At 65.0% G+C, this 13,418-nt stretch carries 12 protein-coding genes and 1 pseudogene; 4 read left to right on the forward strand and 9 right to left on the reverse strand.

Going from position 1 to position 13,418, the window contains the following annotated elements; all coding sequences use genetic code 11:
* Positions 1–29 precede the first annotated feature (29 nt).
* Together F1002_RS12820 and F1002_RS12825 are read right to left on the reverse strand one after the other, a co-directional pair.
* A complete protein-coding gene (locus tag F1002_RS12820) occupies positions 30–1,112 on the reverse strand; it encodes an alkene reductase (RefSeq protein ID WP_150429440.1) in 1,083 nt (360 codons plus the stop codon).
* A gap of 100 nt (positions 1,113–1,212) precedes the next feature.
* A complete protein-coding gene (locus tag F1002_RS12825) occupies positions 1,213–1,797 on the reverse strand; it encodes a TetR/AcrR family transcriptional regulator (protein ID WP_150429441.1) in 585 nt (194 codons plus the stop codon).
* Positions 1,798–2,043: 246 nt separating this feature from the next.
* Here F1002_RS12825 and F1002_RS21015 point away from each other — a divergent pair, with 246 nt between their 5' ends.
* Positions 2,044–2,220 (forward strand): hypothetical protein, encoded by a 177-nt coding sequence (locus F1002_RS21015; protein WP_191090395.1) that lies wholly within the window; start codon positions 2,044–2,046, stop codon positions 2,218–2,220.
* Between the two features lie 71 nt (positions 2,221–2,291).
* Here the strand turns inward: F1002_RS21015 and tyrS are convergent, their stop codons facing one another.
* A complete protein-coding gene (tyrS, locus tag F1002_RS12830; RefSeq protein ID WP_150429442.1) occupies positions 2,292–3,566 on the reverse strand; it encodes a tyrosine--tRNA ligase in 1,275 nt (424 codons plus the stop codon).
* A 637-nt stretch (positions 3,567–4,203) separates the two neighbouring features.
* Here tyrS and F1002_RS12835 point away from each other — a divergent pair.
* The 3 genes and pseudogenes from F1002_RS12835 to F1002_RS12845 all read left to right on the forward strand — a co-directional run bounded on the left by F1002_RS12835 (position 4,204) and on the right by F1002_RS12845 (position 6,609).
* A pseudogene (locus F1002_RS12835) lies at positions 4,204–5,270 on the forward strand (RtcB family protein).
* A 3-nt stretch (positions 5,271–5,273) separates the two neighbouring features.
* Positions 5,274–5,477 (forward strand): hypothetical protein, encoded by a 204-nt coding sequence (locus tag F1002_RS12840; protein WP_150429443.1) that lies wholly within the window; start codon positions 5,274–5,276, stop codon positions 5,475–5,477.
* Positions 5,478–5,634: 157 nt separating this feature from the next.
* On the forward strand, positions 5,635–6,609 hold the full coding sequence (locus tag F1002_RS12845) for a hypothetical protein (RefSeq protein ID WP_150429444.1): 975 nt from the start codon (positions 5,635–5,637) through the stop codon (positions 6,607–6,609).
* Positions 6,610–6,811: 202 nt separating this feature from the next.
* On the opposite strand, the gene F1002_RS12850 is transcribed toward F1002_RS12845, so the two are convergent.
* The 6 genes from F1002_RS12850 to F1002_RS12875 form a co-directional block, all read right to left on the reverse strand.
* Positions 6,812–7,249, reverse strand: a complete 438-nt coding sequence (locus F1002_RS12850; protein WP_150429445.1) for a nucleoside deaminase — start codon at positions 7,247–7,249, stop codon at positions 6,812–6,814.
* A 27-nt stretch (positions 7,250–7,276) separates the two neighbouring features.
* A complete protein-coding gene (creC, locus tag F1002_RS12855; protein ID WP_150429446.1) occupies positions 7,277–8,704 on the reverse strand; it encodes a two-component system sensor histidine kinase CreC in 1,428 nt (475 codons plus the stop codon).
* Positions 8,705–8,711: 7 nt separating this feature from the next.
* Complete coding sequence (locus tag F1002_RS12860) at positions 8,712–9,170, reverse strand: MOSC domain-containing protein (protein WP_150429447.1); 459 nt, start codon at positions 9,168–9,170, stop codon at positions 8,712–8,714.
* Positions 9,171–9,195: 25 nt separating this feature from the next.
* Positions 9,196–9,879, reverse strand: a complete 684-nt coding sequence (gene creB / locus F1002_RS12865; RefSeq protein WP_150429448.1) for a two-component system response regulator CreB — start codon at positions 9,877–9,879, stop codon at positions 9,196–9,198.
* Positions 9,880–9,942: 63 nt separating this feature from the next.
* Positions 9,943–11,121: a VWA domain-containing protein gene (locus F1002_RS12870; RefSeq protein ID WP_150429449.1), complete on the reverse strand. Its 1,179-nt coding sequence runs from the start codon at positions 11,119–11,121 to the stop codon at positions 9,943–9,945.
* Entirely contained in the window at positions 11,118–13,418 is a 2,301-nt protein-coding gene (locus tag F1002_RS12875; protein WP_150429450.1) for a DUF5682 family protein, read from the reverse strand. Before F1002_RS12875 ends, F1002_RS12870 begins: the two co-directional genes overlap by 4 nt.

Raw genomic sequence — 13,418 nt, forward strand, 5'->3', positions numbered from 1 at the left:
TGCGCGGCCTGGGGTTGGGGTTTTTGTTATCAGGCGGCGAGCGTCGGGTAGTCCGTATAGCCTTCCGCGCCTCCACCATAGAGCTTGTCGGCGCGCAATTCGTTCAACGGCGCACCGTCACGCAAGCGGCGGACGAGGTCCGGGTTGCTGATGAAACTACGACCGAAGGCGACGAGGTCGGCCTTGCCGTCGGCCACTGCCTTTTCCGCGAGGTCGCGGTTGTAGCAGTTGTTGATCATCCACGGGCCGGAGAAGGCGCGGCGCAGCGCGGCGTAATCGACCGATGTGCCATCCGGCGTGCGGGTGCGGCCGGTATCGCCTTCGATCACATGCAGGTAGGCGAGGCCGAGCGGTGCCAGTTGCTCGACGACATAGCCATAGACGGCCTGCGGGTCGCTGTCGAGCGGGGCAGTGAAGAGGGTCTGCGGGCTGAGGCGGATGCCGGTGCGGCCGGCGCCGATCTCGCCGGTAATGGCGTGGACGACCTCGAGCAGCAGGCGGGCGCGGTTCTCGATGCTGCCGCCGTAGGGGCCGCTACGATCATTGATGCTGTCACGCAGGAACTGTTCGAGCAGGTAGGTATTGGCGGCGTGGATTTCGACACCGTCGAAGCCGGCGGCGATGGCGTTGCGTGCCGCCTTGCGGTAGTCCTCGATCAAGGCCGGGATTTCGTCGTCGCGCAGGGCGCGCGGCTTGGAGACCGGTGTGAAGCCTTCGCGGGTAAAGGTCGCGCCGTTCGCTGGTTTGTCGGTCGATGACACCGGCACTTCGCCGGCCGGCAGCAGCGAGACATGCGAGACGCGGCCGACGTGCCAGAGCTGCAGCACGATCTTGCCGCCTTCGGCATGCACGGCATCGGTGACTGCTTTCCAGGCAGCGACCTGCTCGGTCGACCAGATACCCGGCGTGTCGAGATAGCCCTGGGCGGTCGGGCTGATCGGGCTGGCCTCGGCAACGATCAGGCCGGCCGTGGCGCGCTGGCGGTAGTACTCGACGCTCAGCGGGCCGGGCTTGTTGCCCTCGATGGCACGGTTGCGCGTCAGCGGGGCCATCACGATACGGTTGGCGAGGGCGATGTCGCCGATCTGGATGGGATCGAACAGGGTGGTCATGCGCTTCTCCTGGTTGGTTATTGCTTGATTAGACCGGTCGTCTAGTTGTGAGGCTCAAAAAATGGCCGCTGTGGCGGCGGCCATTCGTGGGGTGAAATGCTTATCGTGACAGCAGTTTTCGGGTGAAGGCCATGGCGTTTTCCAGCGCGGCGGTGTCGCGGTGCAGCTTGCCGAGCAGACTGGCGCCAAGCCACATCTGGTAGAGCGTTTGGGCCGTCATGCGCGGATCGAGCGGGGGCATCGAGCCATCGGTGACGCCGGTTTCGATGATGCGGGCGATGCGCTGCACGATCTGGTCGGTGCCGTCGCGCAGGGTGATGCGCATAGCGTCGGAGAGATCGGCGACTTCGCCGGCCAGCTTGACGACCAGGCATTTCTGCTCGGCGCAGGCATCGCGCTGCATGCCCAGCCAGCGCTGCCAGTAGCGCATCAGGCGCTCAAGGGCGGAGGGGCTTTCGGCCGCGAACAGTTCGTCGAGGTTGGCCAGATAGTTGTCGAAATACTCCTGCAGCAGAGCCTGGCCGTATTGCTCCTTGGAAGCGAAGTAGTGATAGAACGACCCCTTCGGCACACCGGCCGAGGTCAGGATTTCGTTCAGCCCGACGCTCGCGAAGCCCTTGCCCACGATGATGCGGCGGCCGGTTTCGAGGATGTGCTGGCGGGTGTTGTCGTGACGCGAGTTCATGCAGGGCAGTCTGGCATGAATTAGACCGGTCGTCTAGTAAATATTTGTAGCATCGCTGTGATCTGGTTGCAGAGCGTCCGATTTGTTAATGCATTGAATTTTTGGTGCTATTTTTTAATTGAAGGTGTTCGTTGCCTTCCGTTGCCTGCATCCTCCAGCTTGGTCGTGACTTTTTTCACAAAGAAAATTTGTCGTCGGCGATAGCATGCGCCTTACACCAATCAACTTCTTGAGGAGGGGTCCGCGATGTCTGTGGCGATTGAAGTCAAAACCCTCGAGGAGGGCTGGATTCAACTGGTGGATGGCGTGAAGGAAAGCGGCGAGCTGGTCGAGGAATGGATCGGCCTTGCTCATGAACTCTATCCGGCCAGTGAAGTCCGTGTCGTCCAGGTCCACGATCCGGCGGGTGCGACCCGTCACTGATCCAGGGCAGTGCACAAAAAAAGCCCCGGTCCTCCACGCGGAGGGCCGGGGCTTTTGTTTGACCTGCCGCCTTACTGCCAGCTGATCAGGCCGTAATTCTTCTTGCCGCGACGGAGAATGGTGAAGCGGCCATAGAGGCGCTCGTCGCCGCCAATCTGGTGATCCAGTGCATCGGCCTTGGCGCCGTTGATGGCCACGCTGCCACCCTGGATGAAGGTGCGGGCTTCGGATTTCGACTTGGCGAGGCCGGCCGCGACGAGGGCGTCGATCAGGCTGCCGTTGGCGGCATCGAGTTGTACGCCCGGCATGCCGTCCTGGGCCAGTTGCTCGAGGTCGTTTTCGGTCAGGTCGCTGAGCTGGCCGGAGAACAGGCTCTCGGTGATGCGGCGGGCGGCCATCAGCGCGACTTCGCCGTGCACCAGGCGGGTGGCTTCCTCGGCCAGGATGCGCTGAGCTTCCGGCTTGCCGCCGCTGGCCTTGTCGGCGGCTTCGATCTCGTCGATGCGGGCGACCGGCAGGAAGGTGAAGAACTTCAGGAACTTGTAGACGTCGGCATCGCTGGTGTTCAGCCAGAACTGGTAGAAGGCGTACGGCGAGGTTTTCTTCGGATCGAGCCAGACGGCGCCGGACTCGGTCTTGCCGAACTTGGTGCCGTCGGCCTTGGTGATCAGCGGCACGGTCATGCCGTAGACCTGCTTGTGGTGCAGGCGGCGGGTCAGGTCGGTACCGGCGGTGATGTTGCCCCACTGGTCGGAACCGCCGACCTGCAGGATGCAGTCGTGGCGCTTGTACAGTTCGGCGAAGTCGTAGCCCTGCAGCAGGCTGTAGGAAAACTCGGTGTAGGAAATGCCCTGGTCTTCGCGGACCAGACGCTGCTGTACCGACTCCTTCTTGATCATGGCATTGACCGAGAAGTGCTTGCCGATGTCGCGCAGGAACTCGAGGCAGTTCATGCCGCTGAACCAGTCGTAGTTGTTGGCCATGATCGCCGGATTGTCGCCCTCGAAGCTGAGGAAGGGCTCGACCTGGCCGCGGATCTTGCCGACCCACGAGGCGATCACGTCCGGCGTGTTCAGCTTGCGCTCGGTGGCCTTGAAGCTCGGGTCGCCGATCATGCCGGTGGCGCCGCCGACCAGTGCGATGGGCTTGTGGCCGGCTTCCTGGAAACGCTTGAGGATGAGCACCGGCACCAGGTGACCGAGGTGCAGGCTGTCGGCTGTCGGGTCGAAGCCGCAATACAGCGTTACCGTCTCCTTGCCCAGCAGTTGGTCGAGCGTCTCGGCATCGGTCAACTGGGCGATCAGGCCACGATCGTGCAGGTCCTGAAGCAGGGGGGACTGGTACATTGCGTTTTCTCCACGGGACGGGCACCGGCCCGGTGCCAAAAATTCGAACCCGCAATTTTAGCAGAGCTATCGCAGCCGACTGCGCCTGGGGATGCCTTTTCAAGGCGGATGTTTCGCCCTGCCTGAAGGAGCTGCACGCGCAGGCGGCGACGAGCGCGATGGGAAGCGGTGGGTGTTGTAAATATGCAACTGATGTTGCAAAAAAGCCTAATGTGTCCTTGACGCGGATGGCGGCTGTCATGACAATGGCCATTCGTCGTATCGCAACCCATTCTTTTCCAGGAGGAAAAACCATGTCTGCATCATTCGAGGTTTCCACGCGCTAAACCGCAGGCATGCTTTTGCCCGGAGCGCGTTTCATGCGAATCCGGGCCGGGAAGATCCAAAACCCCCAGGCCATCGCCGGGGGTTTTTGTTTTTCCGAACCCGCCGACCATAGGTCGGCCACGCCCGGATTCCTTCATGGCGGCCTTGCTGCCGCCGGCAAGTCATTCAAGGAATCAAAATGGGCATTCAATTGGAGCTCAACAAGGCGCGTGTTCCCGTCAAGATATGGACGCGCGACATCGAAGCCGAAGCGATGCAGCAACTGCTCAACGTCGCTTCGCTTCCCATCGTGCATGGCCACATCGCCGCAATGCCCGACGTACACGCCGGTATCGGCGCCACTGTCGGCAGCGTCATTCCGACGCACCGGGCGATCATTCCCGCCGCTGTCGGCGTCGATATCGGCTGCGGCATGAACGCCGTGCGTACATCGCTGACGTCGGCGCAACTGCCGGACAATCTGCGCGGCTTGCGCCTGGCCATCGAGGCCGCCGTGCCGCTCGGCTTCAACCAGCACGCCGCCAGCCGCATGCGCGGCAGCGAGCTGCAACGGCAAGGGCGGGCGCTCAACGACCGGCTTGACCGCATCGTCGGTCGACATCCGGGCCTGATGAAGATGCAGCGCCGTTTCAACGAGACCTGGCTGTGCCAGATCGGCACGCTGGGCGGCGGCAACCACTTCATCGAACTATGCCTGGACGAGACGCAGCAGGTGTGGATCATGCTGCACTCCGGTTCGCGCGGCATCGGCAATGTCATCGGCCGCTATTTCATCGCTGCCGCGCAGAAGGATATGCGCCGCCATCAGGTGCGCCTGCCGGATGCCGATCTGGCGTATTTCAGCGAAGGCTCGGCGTTGTTCGACGATTATGTCGAGGCCGTCGAGTGGGCGCAGGATTACGCGCTGCTCAACCGCCGGCGCATGCTGGCGGCGGTGGTCGAGGCGATCAAGCCTTTGCTGCCCGGCTTCAGGCTGGTGGATGAGGCGGTCGATTGCCATCACAACTACGTCAGCCGCGAATCGCATTTCGGCGAAAACCTCTTCATCACCCGCAAGGGGGCGATTTCGGCACGCGAAGGCGAGCTGGGCATCGTGCCCGGCAGCATGGGGGCCAAGTCCTACATCGTGCGCGGCCTGGGCAATGCGCAATCGTATTGTTCCTGCTCGCACGGCGCCGGCCGACGCATGAGCCGCAGCGCCGCTACAGCCGCTTCGATCTCGAAGCGCAGACGGCGGGTATCGAATGCCGCAAGGACGGCGGCGTGGTCGACGAACTGCCTGCCGCCTACAAGGATATCGATGCCGTGATGGACAACCAGCGCGATCTGGTCGAGGTCGTCCATACCTTGCGCCAAGTGCTGTGCGTGAAGGGGTGAGCCATGACCAAGAAAGCCAGACTCACCGCGCCGCTGATCCTTCCGCAAAGCCGCCCGCGCAACCCCGTGCTCGTCCCCGGCCTCACACGCCGCGCCGGGCCGCACGGGGCCACGCGCAAAGCGACCCGCCACAACATGCGCCAACGCACCCGGCAACTGCTCGATGAGCTATTGACGGGCGAGGTGGCGGAATTCGAGATCGATTGACACACCCGCCGGGGCCATTCCGCCCCGCTTTACCCCAGGGCCAGCGCTTCCCCGGAGCACCGCCCACCTTTGATTCAGGAGAAAAACATGCATGTACCCGCTGCCTTCGTATCGACACCTTCCGACCTTCCGTTTACCGCCTGTCGAGGAGTCCCGCATGGACCACGAAAGCGCCCACGAAGTCATCGCCTGCCTGGGCGATGAGCGCAAGATTTTTCACTACTACCGCGACCGCTACAGTCTCGGCCTGCTGCGCCAATTGGCCGGCCGGCAAGACAACGGGGAGCTGCCGCTCGCCCGCTTGCGGCAATCCCCTTACGCCGGCCTGCTACAAAAACCCCGCCTGCGCCGGATGCTCGCCTCCCTCGGCCGGCAGGCCCTGAGCGAGGCTTTCATCGCCGGCCACGATCACGACCCGCAGCAGGAAGCCTTCGTGCTCGGCATCGACCATTGGGGCGGCGGCAGCTATCGCGCCCGCCGCCGCCAGCAGACCTCGCGTCCCGGCTGCAACCTGGTCTTGCAACTCAACCTGAGCCGTCGCCACGACGCCAACTACGCCCGCCTGGGCTGTGCGCCGGGGCTATTCAATTACCGGGGGCATCCGGTATCCGGCAAGCGCAACACGCTGGCCTGGGCGCGCATCGATCTCGATTGGGCGAGCAATACCGCCCTGATCGAGGAAATCCAGTCCGACTGGATACGCGACGTTGCCTGGCTGGCCGAGCGCTTGCAGAACAAAGTGCGGCGAGGGGAGCGGCTCGATTCCCCCGCCAAGCTCTACCGCCTCGATTGCTCCATACGGACAGCGCTCGACTATTGCCGCCAGATCCTCGCCACCTACCGGCCGATCTGGGACGAAGCCATGCTTTGGGCCGCCATCGGCTTCATTCGCGACGAACTGGGGCTGGCGCATATCTACTACCACAGCGAGCAAAGCGGCCGCCTGCTCAAGCGCATCGCCGGCAGTTCGCCGCCGCGCGCCCTCTACAGCGACCTGCCGCGCCGATTCTGCTTCACGGCAACCCGGACGCTTCCGGAATTCCTGCTGCGCGAACCGCAGGTGAACAAGGCATTGAAACACCATCCCGACCTGAGCTTGTTCCGGTTGGCCATGGAATCACCGCTGGGGTGATTGTTTGGCCTCACGGCAACCGGTGAAGCCCGCGTTTGATCTGCCTTACCATTCCGGCGATGACTTGCCGCGATGGTGGCGACGCCGGTGGGCCGTAGATGATCTGCTCCAGTCACTACGTCGCGTGACGCGCCTCGGGATCGTCCAGGGTTTCGGCCAGCGCTCCCAGCGAGCACGGCGGCGCGCAAATTCTCGATGTCGCTTAGCTACCGATATCCTCGTTCCACAGCGCCGGCCGGCTGGCGATGAAGTCGCGCATCAGGGCGACGCATTCCTCGCTCTGCAGGACATCGACGCGAACGCCGCGGCTGCGCAGCAGTTCTTCTTCGCCCATGAAGGTCTGGTTTTCGCCGACGACGATCCGGGGAATGCCGTAGAGCAGGATGGCGCCGCTGCACATGGAGCAAGGGGATAGGGTGGTGTACAGCACGCAGTCGCGGTAGACGCTGGCCGGCTGGCGGCCTGCCTGTTCCAGGGCATCCATTTCGCCATGCAGGATGGCGCTGCCTTGCTGTACGCGCCGGTTGTGGCCGCGGCCGATGATGCGGCCCCGATGCACGATGACGGAGCCGATGGGGATGCCGCCTTCGGCCAGGCCCTGACGGGCTTCGGCAATGGCGGCCTGCATGAATTCGTCCATGATTGCCTCGCGGTGGTCGGTAGCCCGTCAGGCGCGGGGCAGCCGCAAATGGGCCTGGCCGCCACCTTCCGGGTGATTCTCGAACGATGCCTCGCCGCCGTGCAGGCGGGCCACTTCGCGTACCAGCGCCAGGCCGAGGCCGGTGCTCTTGCGGCCGGTAGCGGGGCGGGGCAGGGAATAGAAGCGGTCGAACAATTGCGGCAGGGCGTAGTCGGGGGCGCCCTGGCCGTGGTCGCGGATGGCGAACACGATGTCTTCGCCGTCGTCGGTAGCGGATAGCTCGATCTGCCCGCCTTCCGGCGAGAACTCGATGGCATTGTCGAGCAGGTTGAGCACGGCTTGTTGCAGCAAGAGAGCATCGCCTTGCAGCTGGATTCCGTCGCCGACCTGCAGGCGGCAGGCGATATGGCGATCTTCCAGGGCCTGTCGGCAAAGGTCGAGGCAGGTTTGCAGCAATTCGCTCGCGGTCAGACGGCGGAGGCCTTCGGGCGATTGCAACTGTTCGACGCGGGCGAGCAGCAGCATGCGGTCGATGATGGCCTGCAGGCGCCGCGACTGCTCGGTGATGCTCTCGGCGAAACGCTGGCGGTCCGCTGCCGGCGGGTCGCCTTCGAGGATTTCGGCGGCGCCGATGACGGCGGTGAGCGGGCTCTTCATCTCGTGCGCCAGGTTTTGCACGTAGCGCTCGACGTACTGCTTGCCTTCGAGTTTTTCGCGCATGGCGGCGAGCGCCTCGGCCAGTTCGGACAGCTGGCGGCCGCCGCCGGTCGGCGGCTCGCTCTTGCGGCCTTCGCTGACGTCGCGGGCATAGGCACGCAGGCGATGGATCGACCAGCTCAGCCAGGCGGTGAAGAAGAGGCCGATGGTGGCGCTGGCAACGAGGAGCAGCAAGCCGGACTCCTTGACCCGGCGGGCTGCGCGCTCTGCATAGGGGGCTACCGAGGCCATCGGCTTGGCCAGCGAAAGGACGCCGATCAGTTCGCCTTGCCAAAAGATGGGAGCGGCAACGTGCATGACCGCCGAGGTCGGATCGTAGGGATCTTCGCGGGTCTGCCGGGCGCCGTATTCGCCGCGCAGCACGCGGGCGATGTCGCGCCATTGCGAAAAGTCCTCGCCGACGGCCGCCTGCTTCGAGTCATAAACCACGGTGCCGCCGGCATCGGTGACGACGATGCGGAAATCGATGCTTTCCTTGTGCACGCCCGAAATATCGGCTTGCGGACTGCGCCGGATGGCGGCGCGTACCGCATCGGCGAACGCTCCCCGGTTGATCCGGTCGGCGGAGAGTTCCAGTGCGGCCATTTCGGCCAGCACGTGGGCGGTGTCGACCAGCGTCTCCTCGGTAGCCTGGCGAATGCCGGGTTCGGTTTCGCGATTGACGGTATTGAGGACGAACCACGCCGCCAGGCCGACGATCAGGAAATAACCGAAGAAAAGGCGGATGGAGATGTTCATGGAAGTATCAGGCGTCGACCGTGATCGTGGCGCCGACGCCGATCTCGCCGCTGTCGATGACCGTCGCACGCAGGCCGCCGCGGCCGACCCAGCGTTTGACCACGGCTGTCGCCGACAGCGTGTCGTCGGCCAGGGCGCGACCTAGGTCGCCACAAGGTTCGCAAGTCTCGATACCGTGCAGTGTCGCGCTGCCGATGGTAAATGTCTTGCCGACGAGATCGTTGAGGTGAACGCCCCGGGTGACCAGGTTGCGGCGCGTGATCGCCGGCTCGTCCGGTCGCCCGGTTTCGGCGCAAAAACACGCGATTTCCTCGGCTTCGACCAGCGTCAGGTTCTGGCCGGGCCAGTCGCTGCGGCCGAAATGACGGTCGCCGACGATGCCGGCACCGCGTTCGACCCGGATGCTTTCGCATGCCTGTTGCGCGCCACCGGGTTCGCGGCTGATGAAAATTCGTTCGACGATCATGGCGAATCCTTTGCGGGGGCGGCATTCAGTCCGCAGCGAGGCTGTAGCCGAGGCCACGATGGGTGAGGATGATCTCTTCGTCGCGCACGGTGCGCAGTTTGCCGCGCAGGGTCTTGATGTGCGTATCGACGGTACGTTCCAGGCTTTCCCCGCCGTCTTGCCAGACGCTTTCCATGATCTGCTGGCGGCTCAGGATGCGCCCCGGGCGCTCGAGCAGCAGCGCCAGCAGCAGGTATTCGTAGCGGGTGAGGTTGAGACAGGCGCCGTGGAAGGCGATGCGCAGGCCGTCCCGGTCAATGGTGAAGCGAGCGGTGTCTTGTGCTGTCGTTGTCGCCCGCAGCCGTGGTTCCGGATGCAGGCGCCGCAGGATGGCGCGAATCCGCGAGGCCACCTCGCGCGGGCTGAAAGGCTTGGGCACGTAATCGTCGCCGCCCAGTTCAAGGCCGACGATGCGGTCCACCTCGTCGGAGCGCGCGGTCAGGAACAGCACGGGAATGTCGGAAGTCCTGCGCAGCGCCCGGCAGACATCGAAACCGGTCATGTCCGGCAGGCCGACATCGAGGACCACGAAGTCGATGGCGCCGGCCTGCAGCCGCAGCAGGGCCTCGCCGCCCAGCGTACAGCACTCGGTGGCGAAACCCTCGGCACGCAGCGCGTAGCTCAGCGTATCGGCGATGGCCGGTTCGTCGTCGACGATCAGGATGTTCATGATGGCGGCAATGATAAGGCAAGGTGCCGGACGGCGCGTGTCGCTCCGACCCGTTCCGGCGTCTCAGCCTTCCGCCCGGGCGGTAACGATGCCTTGCTGGGCGGCCCAGAGCCCGACATCTTCGCGGCGGATGGCGGCGGCCATCAGACCGGGGAACTGGTCGGGCGTGCAGGCAAAGGAAGGGACGCCGAGGGCGGCGAGCTTACAGGCGAGGCGATGGTCGTAGGCCGGCGCGCCTTCGTCGCTGAGCGCCAGCAGGGTGATCACCTGGACGCCGGATTGGACGAGTTCGCTGGCTCTCTGCAGGAGGTTCTGCTCGACGCCGCCTTCGTAGAGGTCGGAGATCAGCACCATGATGGTGTTGCGCGGGTCGCGAACCAGGGACTGGCAATAGCCGATGGCCCGGTTGATGTCGGTGCCGCCGCCGAGTTGCACGCCGAACAGCACCTCGACCGGGTCGCTGAGTTGTTCGGTGAGGTCGACGACGGCGGTGTCGAAGACCACCATGTGCGTCTTGACGGCGGGCAGCGATGCCATGACCGCGCCAAAAATACTCGAATAGACAACGGAGGCGGCCATCGAGCCGCTCTGGTCGATGCACAGGATGACTTCGCGCTGGGTCCGCCGGCTTTTGCGGCCATAGCCGATCAGGGTTTCCGGGACGATGCTGCGGTGGCTTTCCTGCCAGTGGCGGAGATTGGCGCGGATGGTGCGATGCCAGTCGATTTCGGCGTGCCGAGGCCGGCGGTTGCGGACCGCGCGGTTGAGGGCGCCGGTGACGGCGCTACGCATCGGTTCCTCCAGTTTCTTCATCAGCGCATCGACCACTTTGCTCACCACGCTGCGGGCGGTGTCCCGGGTTTTCGCCGGAATCACGCCGCGCAAGGACATCAGCGTGGCGACCAGGTGTACGTCGGGCTGTACGGCTTCGAGCATTTCCGGTTGAAAGAGCATGCTCTTCAGATCGAGTCGCTCGAAGGCATCCTTCTGCATGACCTGGACGACGGAGGCCGGGAAATAGCGGCGGATATCGCCCAGCCAGCGGGCGACGCGCGGCGACGAGGCGCCGCTGCCGCCGCGCAGGCCGCCCGCTTCGTCGGCGTCGTAGAGGGCGCTCAAGGCTTCGTCGATGCGCAGGTCGTCACCGGCCAGCAAGCCGCTGCAGGATGTCTCGGCCGGTTCGCCGAGGACCAGGCGCCAGCGCCGCTTGCGGGCGTCGTCGGCGGCATTGTTTTCGTTCATGACTCGATTCCCAGCAACAGACGCAGCAGCGGCAAGGGTTTTTCGGCGCGTGTAGTGTCCCAATCGGCGAGGATTCCCTGTGGCGCGGCGTTGCGCCGGCCGGCCCGTTCGCCGAGCTGGCGCCGCTCCGGCGCGCTGAAGGCGGCGAAGGCGCGGCGCAGCAGCGGAAGTTCGCGGGTGAAGCCGTCTTCGCTCAGCGCACTCAGCCAGCCGTCGACCATGCCCCACAACTGCGGGTCGTGCAGCAGCACCATGCCGCTTTTGTTGAGAAAGCCTTCGAGCCAGGCGGCGGCCGGCCCTGGTTCGTTGCCGACCGATAGGGCCTGGCTCATGGCCTGCGCGGTCTGCTCGGGGGCGACTTGCTGTTCGTCGAAGAGCAGGCGGTTGGCCAGGCCGCAGATCAGGCCGTGGCAACTGCCGAGTTGGGCCAGTCGGCGCAGGGCCTGCCACCATTCGTCCAGCAGGTTCTGGCGGGCGAGCAGGCGTACCGCCTGATGCATGGCGACGAGATGCTCGCGCATCGCCTCGGCGGCTGCGTCGTCGAGCGCCGCACAGGCGCCGGGCAGGCCGATGGCGGCGCGCGGCACGAGACGATCGAGCAAGTGTTCGACCATGCCGGCGTCGGTTCGGCGGACGTTGCCGTAGCGGGCGACGTTGACCAGCGGCGGCACGGCAGCCATCAGTTGTTGCGCGTCGCTGGCGACGGCGGCGAGATTTTCCAGCGCTTGCGACACCGGGGCGATGGCTTCTTCCAGATCGGATAGCAGAACCTGATTCACCAGTTCCGAGAGATCGGGCAACTGGTCGGCCGCCAGCGCCCGGTCGATGGCCCGGTTAGCGGCAGCTTGTCGCACGTCATTGCCCCAGCGGCTGGCATCGATGACGGCGATGACCAGTTCCGGTGTCCATTGCAGCGTCCATATTTCGTGGAAACTACCCTTGGCGCTGCGCCCCGCCTTGTTCAGGCTGCCCCAGTCGATATCGAGCAGCCGCAGACGGTGCAATAAATGGCTGCGTGCCAGATCGTTGCCTTGTCGCAGGTCGAGGTCGAGCGTTTTTTGCGTGGCCTCCGCCTTCAAGCGCAGGCTTTTCTGCTGTTGCGCGAGGTCGCGCAGCAACGGGACGGCCGGCGCCGCTTCCGGCGTGCTGCCGAGTCGGTCGCCGACGGTCATCTGGCGCCGGATAAGCTGCATCGGCGCCTCGTCGCCCATGCAGACGACGGCGCGCAAGGCGGCGTCGAGTTCGTCGAGTCCGGGTTGCGGGCGTTCGCGCAGGGCGGCCAGGGTTTCGGCCAAACGGACGGCTTCGATGATGTGGGCTGACGAGCAGTCCAGGCCGTTGTCGCGGAACAGCCGGGCGGCTCGTGCCAGCCAGCCGACGGCCCGGTCGCCTTCTTGCCGCCACAGGTATTCGTACCAGCCGGGCGAGGCCACGCCGGCGCCATAGCCGCTGGCAAAGCTGAGATTGTGGTAGGACCATGGGACCCAGGTCGTGGCGACCTTGATCTTCGGCAGGCCCTTGAGCAGTTCGTTGTCGGCCCTGGCCGGCGGCAGGTCGCTCAGGGCCGGTAGGTGCCAGGCGCCGCAGACCACGGCGATGCGCTGGAAACCTTCTTTTTCAGCCTGGCGCATGCATTTGCGCATATGCGCCTCGCGCAAAGCTTCGCGTTGTTCGATCCGGGCGCCGCGTTGTCGGGCCGGTGCTTCGCTGCGCACGCTGGTCATCGCCTCGCGGATGGCGGCGAACAGTTCCAGGCTGTCGCCACGCTCCTCGACCATGTGGTTCCACCAGGTTTCGCCGTCGCCATAACCGGCGGCGCGGCCCAGCCAGTCGAGCGGGTCGTCGTTCGGGCCGGCCTCGTCGATGGCAGCTTCCGGCGGGCTTTCGATTTCGTTTTCCGGGGGCGGTGCCGTCGCCTCGTCGGCAGGCGCTTCACCGCTCAACGCGGCTTCGTCGGGCCGGCTGAGCGCAAACCGGTGGGCGGCCGGCAGATCGATGAAACGGGTGGGAATCTGCCGTGCTAGCGCGAAACGCAGCGCATTCCATTCAGGCGAGAAGGTGGCGAAGGGGTAGAAGACCGCTTCGCGGGCATCGTCAGGGTTGTAGACGAGCAGGGCGACCGGCGGTACCAGGCCTTCGTCCAGCATCAAGGCCAGCATTTCCTCGCTGTCAGGCGGGCCTTCGACGAGCAGGCAATCGGGTTGCAGTTCGGCGAGGGCGCGCAGCAGGCTACGGGCGCAGCCCGGCCCGTGATGGCGGATGCCGAACAGGTGGAAAGGGGAGGCTGCGCCGGCCAT

The sequence above is a fragment of the Dechloromonas sp. CZR5 genome (genome assembly GCF_008711155.1).
Taxonomy (GTDB): Bacteria; Pseudomonadota; Gammaproteobacteria; order Burkholderiales; family Rhodocyclaceae; genus Azonexus.